The sequence below is a fragment of the Desulfosoma sp. genome, assembly GCF_052743555.1.
In genome coordinates, this window is the sequence record NZ_JBRAHS010000029.1 from 17762 (window position 1) to 27055 (window position 9294).

The following is a 9294-nucleotide window of genomic DNA, read 5'->3' on the forward strand; positions in this document are numbered from 1 at the left end:
ATGTGGATGCAGAAAGGTTTTACGGGTCAACCCCAAGCCCAGCGCATGCTTTTGCGCATGACGCGTGAAGGCAGGCTTCCCCATGCCGTGCTGCTGACAGGCATGCCCGGCATCGGCAAAAAGGCTTTGGCCCTGGAATGTGCCAAGGCCGTCAACTGCTTATCCTTTCACAAAGAAGATTCCCGCATCGCCGGCGGCGCTTTGACGATGGCCTGCGGGCAGTGCCTTGCCTGCACCAAGATAGCGCGAGGAGTGCACCCGGATGTGCTGGTTATCGCCAAGGACGGAACCTCTATCAAACTAGAGCAAATTCGAAGCCTCAAGGAACGCTGCCGCGTCCATCCCTACGAAGGCCAAAGGCGGGTCATCATCCTCGAAGACTGCCAGGATCTCACCGAAGAAGCCTCCAACGCCTTGCTCAAGATCCTGGAAGAGCCCCCGGCATCCAACCTTTTTCTGCTTCTGGCCCCGGAACCCTACAGCCTCATGCCCACCATCGTGTCCCGATGCTGCCCTATTCGATGCCGCCCGCTGGATTCCCAGGACGTGGCGGCCATGCTCCAGGACGAATTGTCTCTGGACCCCACGAGGGCTGCTCGGCTGGCCCGGTTGAGTTTCGGAAGTCTGGAAAGAGCCCGCACGTGGGCTCGAGAAGGCCTTTTGGAACGCATGGAAGCTGTCATGGACCGCCTGGAAAGGCTGCTTCGGTGCTCCATGATCGAATTTTTTCAGGACGTGGCCCAATGGGCCAAAGAAACGGAAAACTTGGAACAAGACCTGGAATGTATTAAGTTCGCCGTGCGTGAAGTTCTGAGGAACATCTTGCGATCCTCCGCAAAGGCAGCGGGCGCCGCAGGCGACTCAAACGATCGAACGCCCTGGAGGCAACTCCCTGTGGACAGTCTGCTGCTTGTGCTTGAGGTGATAGAAACCGCTGCGCAGCACCAACGGGCTCACGTGGCCAAACAGCTCTTGCTGGAAGCCGTGTGCCTGAAAATCAAGGATGTGGTCTATGGACAAGGTGGAAAAGGTCATCGGTATCCGTTTCCGAGAGGGAGGAAAAACCTATCACTTTGACCCGGGACCATGGGACGTCCACAAAGGGGATTATGTTGTGGTGCACACAGAACAAGGCATCGGCCTGGGAGAAGTGATGGAAGGGCCCTTTGTCAAAAACCCGGACCTGCATCCTAAGGACATCAAACCCATTGAACGCCCGGCCAGTCCCGAAGAAATCGAAAAGCACTTTGACAATATGCGCTATGAAGAGGAGGCGGAAAAGTTTTGCTTGGAACGCATTCAGGCCTTGGAATTGCCTATGAACCTCGTGGATGTGGAATGCTTTTTCGACCGCTCTAAAATCATCTTCTACTTCACGGCGGACACGCGCGTGGATTTTCGAGAACTGGTCAAAGATCTGGTGCGGCGGTTCCGCACGCGCGTGGAACTGCGGCAAATCGGCATGCGCAACCAAGCCAAGATGGTGGGGGGACTGGGTACGTGCGGAAGGGCCTTGTGCTGCGCCACCTTTTTGCGTTCCTTTCATCCCGTGTCCATCAAGATGGCCAAGGAACAAAACCTGAGCCTCAATCCCGGCAAGATTTCCGGCGCCTGCGGGCGGCTTATGTGCTGCCTGCAATATGAATACGAGGTCTATCGGCAATACAAGCAAGGGATGCCCAAACTGGGCAAGAAAGTGGACACCCCCAAGGGTCGAGGCAAAGTGATCCGTCAAAACGTCATGGATCGTACCATCACGGTCCTTCTGGAAAGCGGAGAGGAATTTGAGATCGCCTACGGGCCTTTACCGGATGAAACCGACACCGGACCTCCATGCCGTCGCCAGGGTCGAGCCCCGTCGCCCGTGTGTCAGGAATCCTCAGAGGCCACAGACCTGAGAGAAGAAGACGACGAGAAAGAAGAAGGATTCTAAGACATGGATCGACGTTTTTACATCACGACACCCATCTATTACGTCAATGCGGAACCCCACATCGGCCACGCCTACACCACCATCGTCGCCGATGTGCTCACCCGCTTTCATCGGCTCATGGGCTATGAAACCTATTTCCTTACGGGAACCGACGAACACGGGGACAAGATCGTTCAGGCGGCGGAAGCGGCCGGCACCGATCCCAAAAGCTATGCCGATCGCATCAGCGCCCTGTTTCGAGAAACCTGGCCCAGACTCAACATCCGTCATGACGATTTCATTCGCACCACGGAACCGCGGCATGTGCGCGTGGTGCAACACATTCTGCAGAAGGTCTACGACAAGGGGGATATTTACTTCGACACGTATCGAGGTCATTATTGTGTGGGCTGTGAACGCTTTATCACGGACCGGGAACTGGTGGACGGCAAATGCCCGGATCACGACACGCCGCCCGTGGAGCGGGAAGAGGCCAATTACTTTTTTCGTATGAGCGCGTATCAGGGCTGGCTCATTAAGCACATCGAACAAAACCCGGATTTCATTCGGCCGGAGCGTTACAAAAACGAAGTGCTGGCCTTTTTGCGGGACCCCTTGGAAGACTTGTGCATCTCGAGGCCTCGAGAACGCTTGAGCTGGGGAATTCCCCTGCCCTTTGACGAACGTTTTGTCACCTATGTGTGGTTTGACGCCCTGATCAACTACGTTTCCGCCCTGGATTACCCGGATGGAGCACTTTTCCGGAAATTCTGGCCCGTAGCTCAACACCTCATCGCCAAGGACATTCTTAAGCCTCATGGCATCTACTGGCCCACCATGCTCAAAGCCGCCGGCATCCAACCGTATCGGCACTTGAATGTTCACGGGTACTGGAAAATCAACGAAGGCAAGATGAGCAAGAGCCGCGGAACGGTGGTCCGGCCTTTGGACCTGGCCCCCACCTACGGACTGGATGCGTTTCGGTATTTTCTGCTTCGAGAAATGGTTTTCGGGCTGGACGCCAATTTCAGTGAAGACGCCCTCGTGCAGCGCCTCAATGCGGATCTGGCCAACGATTTGGGCAATCTCTTCAGCCGCACTTTAGCCATGACCAGCCGATATTTCGGCGGTCAGGTGCCGCCCTTTGGCGACCCGGAAGAACCGGAAGACGCCGAACTTCGGCACCTTTTGGAACAGGCCGTCGAACAGTACCAAAAAGAGATGCCTCAGCTGGGCTTTCACAAAGCCCTCATGACCGTCTGGGACGTCATCAATGCGGCCAACCAATACATTGATCGCACGGCGCCGTGGGATCTGGCCAAGGATTCGTCACGCCGAGGTCGCCTGCAACGGGTCCTGCGCACGCTGCTGGAACTGAACAAGACCGTTGCCGTCCTTCTTGTGCCCTTTACGCCTGAAACCGCCGAAAAGATGCTCTTCCGCTTGGGTGTGGCCTGCAACGCTCTGGATGTGCGCTTGGACCGTGATGCCGTATGGGGAAGCCTGAGGGAAGGAGGCGCCGTGGAAAAAGGTGAAGCCCTTTTCCCTCGCGTGGATCTGAAAAAAATCGCTTCCGATAAACCTCTCGGCAAGAAAGATGCCCCCGCCGTTGCGGCGGCATCGGCGCCCAAGGCAACAAGGGAAACACCCCTCGGTGTTCAGGACGGCTTAATCGGTATCGAAGCATTCCAACGGCTGGATCTTCGAGTGGGCGTCATTCGGGCGGCACAGCGCGTTCCCAAATCCAAGAAACTTGTGCAACTGATAGTGGATACCGGGGAGAGGCGGCAGGTGGTGGCTGGCATCGGCGAACACTACGCCCCGGAAGAACTCGTCGGGAAAACCGTCATCCTGGTGGCCAACCTCAAGCCCGCTCGACTCATGGGCGTGGAATCCCACGGCATGATTCTGGCCGCCCATGACACCCATGGCCTGCGGCTCATCACCACCGACGCTCCCACCGCCCCCGGATCCAAAGTGTCCTGACCCCAACGGCGCCGAAGGGTGACGGCACGGGCGGCATCGCCGTTCCAACACCCTGCGGCCCTCCACCCTAGAGGTGCTCCTCCGACAATGGCTTGGCCGCGGCCTTTCGGCTTGAGGCAGTAGGAACACTGCAAGCCGCGATAAGGTATCGCGACGTGCGCCGCGCTACGACAGAATGAAACGAAAACGGGACCGAAAAGCCATTCTCGGAGAGGCTCCCATGGCGCGCTGCTCCAGCCGTGAGCCCGTCAAGAAATCGTGTCTAGCCGTTGCCGAACTCTTCGCACCTCACCGATGCCACCGAGCATTTCCTCCTTGACAGCCAATGTTTCTTACATCAAGAATGTAAGACCACAAAGGAGGTAAGACATGATGAGAGTAAAACTTTCATCCAAAGGCCAGATCGTGATCCCTAAGGAGGTCAGGGAACGGCTGAACATCTCATCAGGCACCTTTTTCACGATTCGACTTGAAAAGGATGACATCGTGCTCACCCCTGTGAAGACCACGCCCGTTGACAGGCTTTACGGGAAATTTGCCGAACAGAGCATCCTTGATGAACTGGAAAAGGAACATGCCGAGGAAATCGCAAGAGAAAATCGTGCTTGATGCCTGGGCGGTCCTGGCTTTCCTCTTTGGGGAGCAACCCGCCGCCGACGCGGTAAGGGACATCTTCGTAAAACAAAACACATCTCCGTCGTCCATTTACATGTCATGGATCAACCTGGGCGAAGTTTACTATATTATTAGGCGCAAAAAGGGGGCGGACGCCGCGGACGCAGTGTTGGACGACATCCAACTGCTCCCAATAAAGCTTGAAGCGCCTTCCAAAAACGACATCCTCTCTGCCGCAAAGCTCAAGGCACGCCACACGTTGTCTTATGCCGATGCCTTTGCCGTAACCCTGGCCCAAAAAATCCACGGAACACTCTGCACAGGTGACCCTGAAATTCTCCTACTGGGCGAAACCTTCAAGGTGCAGCCGCTCTCCAGAACCCTCTGAGGGCCCCGGTTTATTCCTGCCCTCTTTAGACGTATAAACTTCTTTTGTCCGGCTGCCAGGTTCCCCTTGATTAGCCAACCCAGGCAGAAAAACGCCATCAAGAATCGATTGCAGCTGCACTTTGAGCAGGATCTCCTAACCCTGGCCGATTCTCTCGAAAAAAAGGAGAAGCCAAGAAAGACGAAAGGGTCTTGGAACGGATCGGCCGTCTGAAGGAAAAGGAGCGTCTTGTGGCCCGATTTTACGAGATCCGCGTTGAGCAAAAAAATCGGGTGATAGACAAGCGACGGATCATCAGGGTTCTTGGGCGATTTGACGATTCTCACATGCAAAACATCGCCAAAGCGTTGTCCGCCATTCTGGGTTTATGAAAGGGTGAAATACGCTTGACATGCGGATCGAGCCGACCTCTCTCCGCAAAGTGGTTTCTGGATGCGGTTTCAACGTATGGAAATGCTGTTTGCGCCCTTGAGGCGGAATTGTCCTCCTTAAAATTGTTTTCAGCGGGATTTCAAGCTGTTCAGTCCTATCTGATCCATTATGTGCATTCATAATCCTTTCCCCATATTCTCGAAAAGGCCATTAGCCTGCAGAAGGATCTGGCAGCCATCGATTATTGTGTCCTGATCCAGGAAGATTCCGTTGAGGTTCGGTCCTTTGAACAGAAGCCGGATTACAGCGAGGCTGTCGAAAAGACCTTTGCGAAATTCCGCCAGACAGATGCTAAGGATTATCGGGTCCGTTTTTCGGAGCGGCCGGATATGAATCATGTGGAAGAGAAAATCCTGGCCGGTGTTGCCGGATTGTTTCCCGACTCATTTGAACGGCTCGATCGTTTCCGCAGGGAGCATGCCGACTTCCAGGACGATCGAATTCTGGCTTTCGACCGGGAAATCCAGTTTCACCTTGCCTATGGCGAGTATATGGCCAGATTCAGACAAAACGGGCTTTCGTTCTGCTATCCTGAAATTGCCACAGCCAGCAAGGAGGAAGAGAGCCTCAATGTTTTCGATCTTTCCTGGCCGAAGCCCTGGTGGGTCATCAGAAGCGAATTGTGTGCAACGCCTTTTTCCTGAAAGACCCGGAGCGCATGTTTGTCGTCAGCGGGCCGAACCAGGGTGAAAAAACCACTTTTGCCCGAACCTTTGGCCAACCGCATTATCTGGCAAGTCTCGGGTGCTTCGTTCCAGGTAAAAAGGCAAAGCTGTTTCTGCAGGATCGCATCTTCACCCACTTCGAAAAAGAGGAAACCATCGCAAATCTGCACGGAAAGCTGCAGGATGAGATCTATCGTATCCATGAAATCTTGGGTCAGGCCACATCGAGCAGCATCGTTTTGCTCAACGAAATGTTCAGCTCGACGACACTGCAGGATGCCGTGCTGCTCAGCCGCCTGGTTCTGAAGCAGTTGCTCGATCGTGACGTGCTGGGAGTTTGTGTCACCTTTATACATGAACTGGCCTCCATGAGCCCCACAACCGTCAGTGTCGTCAGTTGTGTCGAAGCGGAAAATCCGGATCTGCGAACGTACCCGCTGGCCCGAAAACCAGCCGATGGCCTGGCGTATGCGCTGTCCATTGCTGATAAATACCGCCTGAGCTATCGCCTTCTGAAAGGACGTCTGCCATCATGAACGTGTATCTGATGTTTTCGGACAGAGATTTCGACACTAATGGCGAGTCTCCTTTCAACGAAGAATCGCTCATACAGGATTTGGAGCTGGAGCTGCTTTTCCAGGAAATGAGCCTGGGGGATAGCTTCCTGTACGGCATCGTGCGAAAAGCCCTGATATGCAGCCTGAAAGATCCCGAGCGTATCCGGTATCGCCAGCAGGTTCTCCAGGATTGCCTCAAACATGCCTCGGCGGTGCATCGATTGTACGACTTTGCCGTGTCGGCCATCGAACAGGAGAAAAAGCATTATTTCGGCATCTTCATGCGGTACCCGGTTTCCATTCTGCATTCGTCGCTTGAATTGATGCGGGATCTGATGGGCCACTTGAAACAGGTCCGGAAGATTGCAGATGATGAAAGGGAGAACTTTTTATCGCCGGGATTCAGCCGCCTCTTTTCGATGATCCGTACAGAGCTTTCGGACCGCTATTCTGATGAAATCGAAACGCATTTAAAGGCGATGCGTTTGCGGATGGAGTGCTCATTCGCGCTGGACTTGGGCAGGGGAACATAGGCCGCGATCATATCCTTCTACAGCATCGGCCGAAAAGAACGCCCTGGCTTCAGCGAATTTTTTCTGAGAAGCGATCCGTGTTCCGTTTTACGATCGCTCCGCGGGATGAGAACGGTGCCAAAGCCCTGTCGGAACTCCGGGACAGAGGGATCAACCGGGCAGCCAATGCCCTCGCCCAGGCAACGGAGCATATTATTATCGCACCACGAAAACGGAGCAATGGCTATAGGCGATGATCCGTTTGGCCACCGATCCGACCAGCCAACGATGTGTCAACGTGTCTCCTCGATGCCCCGTCACGATCACGTCCACGTTCTTTTCTTCGGCTGCTTGAACGATCTGCTCCGCCGGATGTCCGACCCGCACTTCACATGCCATCTCAATGCCTTGGGCCTGCGCAAGTTTCCTCAGACGTTTATAATGCCCCTCGAAATATTCCTTTGCGTTGTCCAGCATTTCCTCCAACTCGACAGAAACCGCCGGTTCTCCTGGGCTTGCCACTGAAATTACGGTCATTTTTGCGCCGTATTTTACCGCCATATCCAGTGCGAAGCGAAAGGCCTTCTCGGATTGTTCTGAGCCATCATAGGCTACGATCATGGACTTGATCATACACATCCCCTTTCTGTGAATCTTATCAGCCAACCATTCGTATGAATGTGCATCAACCTTTCGGATTTCTGTCGGTTTCCGAGAGTGTTTCATTTACCGGGGTCGGGAGCAAATGCCGCGGCATGAAGGCCACACTTGCGATGATCGTCGGGATGACGGCGCTTGCAATGACGCTGGCGACCAGAAATGAATATTGCGCCTGATCGACGATGCCGTGGGAAAGACCATAGAGGGCTGAAATCGTACCGAAGGTTAACCCCGTTGACATCATCAGGGTATAGTAACACCTTTCCTGATACTGTTTCCGGAAGATCGCTATGAAGGGATACAATCCAAAAATTTTGGAAAGCACCTTCCCGAAAAACAGGTATAAAAAGACAAGAGGAGCTGCGGTCAGGGCGGGAAGCGACACGAAGGTTCCGGCACGCAGAAAATAGATCGGGGTAAGAAAACCGACGGTCAGGGTGCGAATCCTTCGCATCCATTGGGCATCCTGAGCAGAAAATTCGGCCAGCACCATGCCGACCAGGTAGGCCGGCAAAACGGCTTCACTGCCGGACCAGAGGGCCAGAGCGCCGAGGGCGAACAGGATGAAGATGACCCATTTGGTGCGAATGGCGGCGGTTCGATAGGCGTAAATGCGGGTGAGGGTTCGGCTCATCCATGGAAGCAGTACAAGAACAACGATGGTTATAACGACAAAGACAATCGTTTTATAGGTGAATGGGGCAAAGAGCAATCCGAGGGCGATGACCGTTCCCAGATCGTTGATGAAGCAGGCCCCGAGAATGCCTTTCCCGAATTCCGTCTTGTTGAAACCTGTCTCCAGCATTACGGCGTAAACGACGGCCATGGATGTGGTGGACAGGGCCACACCTGCCAGGAGGCTTGCCTGGGTTTCCCAGTGCATCAGGTATTTGGCAACCGCCGCACACCCCAGAAACGGCGCCAGAAAACCGACAAATCCGACGACCGAGACCTCCTTAATCTTGACCTTGATGACATCGGGCTCCAGTTCCGCGCCTGCCAGGAAGGTCAGCAGAATCGCACCGGAAGATGCCAGAAATTTCAGCCACTCCTCATTGGCCCCCAGTTGCTGGAGTATTCCGAAATGATGGGCTACCGCAGCAGCGGCGACACCCACGCAGATTTCCATCAAGGCAATGGAAACTTTGAGATGATAGGCGAGAATCGCCGAAAAAATGGCCAATCCAAGCCAGATGCTTGCGAGCGTCAACATGTGTTCCATAACTTACTGTCTCCATTACCGTGAAAATAGGGGGTCAGGGGTCAGTCCGCCCCCGTGGATAAATCTTCGCTGGCGGGTAGGGCGTGCCGGGGCTTTTGGTGGACGCCGGAAACACTGTCCGAAGGTGCCGGGCATCGTCGGGCCGGGCAAAGAGTCAGCAAGGCCTTCCTGCGGTGGGCTACTGATCTTGCGAAAGATCTTGCCTCTCCATGCGGGTTTGGCCTTTGGACGGCCCTACGAGGCCGTGTACCTAAGTTTGTTTCCGGCTATACCAAACAGGCCCTGATCCCCTGGACGTCGTGGTCCCGCCATCGGCGGGATTGATCTCCGGGGGCGGCCGGAAAC

At 54.7% G+C, this 9294-nt stretch carries 11 protein-coding genes; 9 read left to right on the forward strand and 2 right to left on the reverse strand.

The window, feature by feature from the left end:
• From holB to ACUVSA_RS14230, 9 genes are all read left to right on the forward strand, one after another.
• A complete protein-coding gene (gene holB / locus ACUVSA_RS14190; RefSeq protein WP_445895310.1) occupies positions 1–1077 on the forward strand; it encodes a DNA polymerase III subunit delta' in 1077 nt (358 codons plus the stop codon).
• Positions 1013–1933 (forward strand): PSP1 domain-containing protein, encoded by a 921-nt coding sequence (locus ACUVSA_RS14195; protein WP_445895311.1) that lies wholly within the window; start codon positions 1013–1015, stop codon positions 1931–1933. Before holB ends, ACUVSA_RS14195 begins: the two co-directional genes overlap by 65 nt.
• 3 nt (positions 1934–1936) lie before the next feature.
• A complete protein-coding gene (gene metG, locus ACUVSA_RS14200) occupies positions 1937–3898 on the forward strand; it encodes a methionine--tRNA ligase (RefSeq protein WP_445895312.1) in 1962 nt (653 codons plus the stop codon).
• 369 nt (positions 3899–4267) lie between these two features.
• Positions 4268–4507: an AbrB/MazE/SpoVT family DNA-binding domain-containing protein gene (locus ACUVSA_RS14205; RefSeq protein WP_445891567.1), complete on the forward strand. Its 240-nt coding sequence runs from the start codon at positions 4268–4270 to the stop codon at positions 4505–4507.
• Positions 4473–4901: a type II toxin-antitoxin system VapC family toxin gene (locus ACUVSA_RS14210; RefSeq protein WP_445895313.1), complete on the forward strand. Its 429-nt coding sequence runs from the start codon at positions 4473–4475 to the stop codon at positions 4899–4901. Before ACUVSA_RS14205 ends, ACUVSA_RS14210 begins: the two co-directional genes overlap by 35 nt.
• A 191-nt stretch (positions 4902–5092) precedes the next feature.
• Positions 5093–5272: a hypothetical protein gene (locus tag ACUVSA_RS14215; RefSeq protein WP_445895314.1), complete on the forward strand. Its 180-nt coding sequence runs from the start codon at positions 5093–5095 to the stop codon at positions 5270–5272.
• 390 nt (positions 5273–5662) lie between these two features.
• Positions 5663–5977, forward strand: coding sequence for a hypothetical protein (locus ACUVSA_RS14220; protein WP_445895315.1), 315 nt, complete (start codon positions 5663–5665; stop codon positions 5975–5977).
• Positions 5978–5991: 14 nt separating this feature from the next.
• Positions 5992–6534: a MutS-related protein gene (locus ACUVSA_RS14225; RefSeq protein ID WP_445895316.1), complete on the forward strand. Its 543-nt coding sequence runs from the start codon at positions 5992–5994 to the stop codon at positions 6532–6534.
• Positions 6531–7088 carry a hypothetical protein gene (locus ACUVSA_RS14230; RefSeq protein ID WP_445895317.1) on the forward strand — a complete coding sequence of 186 codons (558 nt, stop codon included), beginning with the start codon at positions 6531–6533 and terminating at the stop codon, positions 7086–7088. The genes ACUVSA_RS14225 and ACUVSA_RS14230 overlap by 4 nt, the downstream gene beginning before the upstream one ends.
• A 195-nt stretch (positions 7089–7283) precedes the next feature.
• Here ACUVSA_RS14230 and ACUVSA_RS14235 read toward each other — a convergent pair whose 3' ends face one another.
• A complete protein-coding gene (locus tag ACUVSA_RS14235; protein WP_445895318.1) occupies positions 7284–7700 on the reverse strand; it encodes a universal stress protein in 417 nt (138 codons plus the stop codon).
• Between the two features lie 52 nt (positions 7701–7752).
• Complete coding sequence (locus tag ACUVSA_RS14240) at positions 7753–8949, reverse strand: cation:proton antiporter (RefSeq protein WP_445895319.1); 1197 nt, start codon at positions 8947–8949, stop codon at positions 7753–7755.
• Positions 8950–9294: the final 345 nt, after the last annotated feature.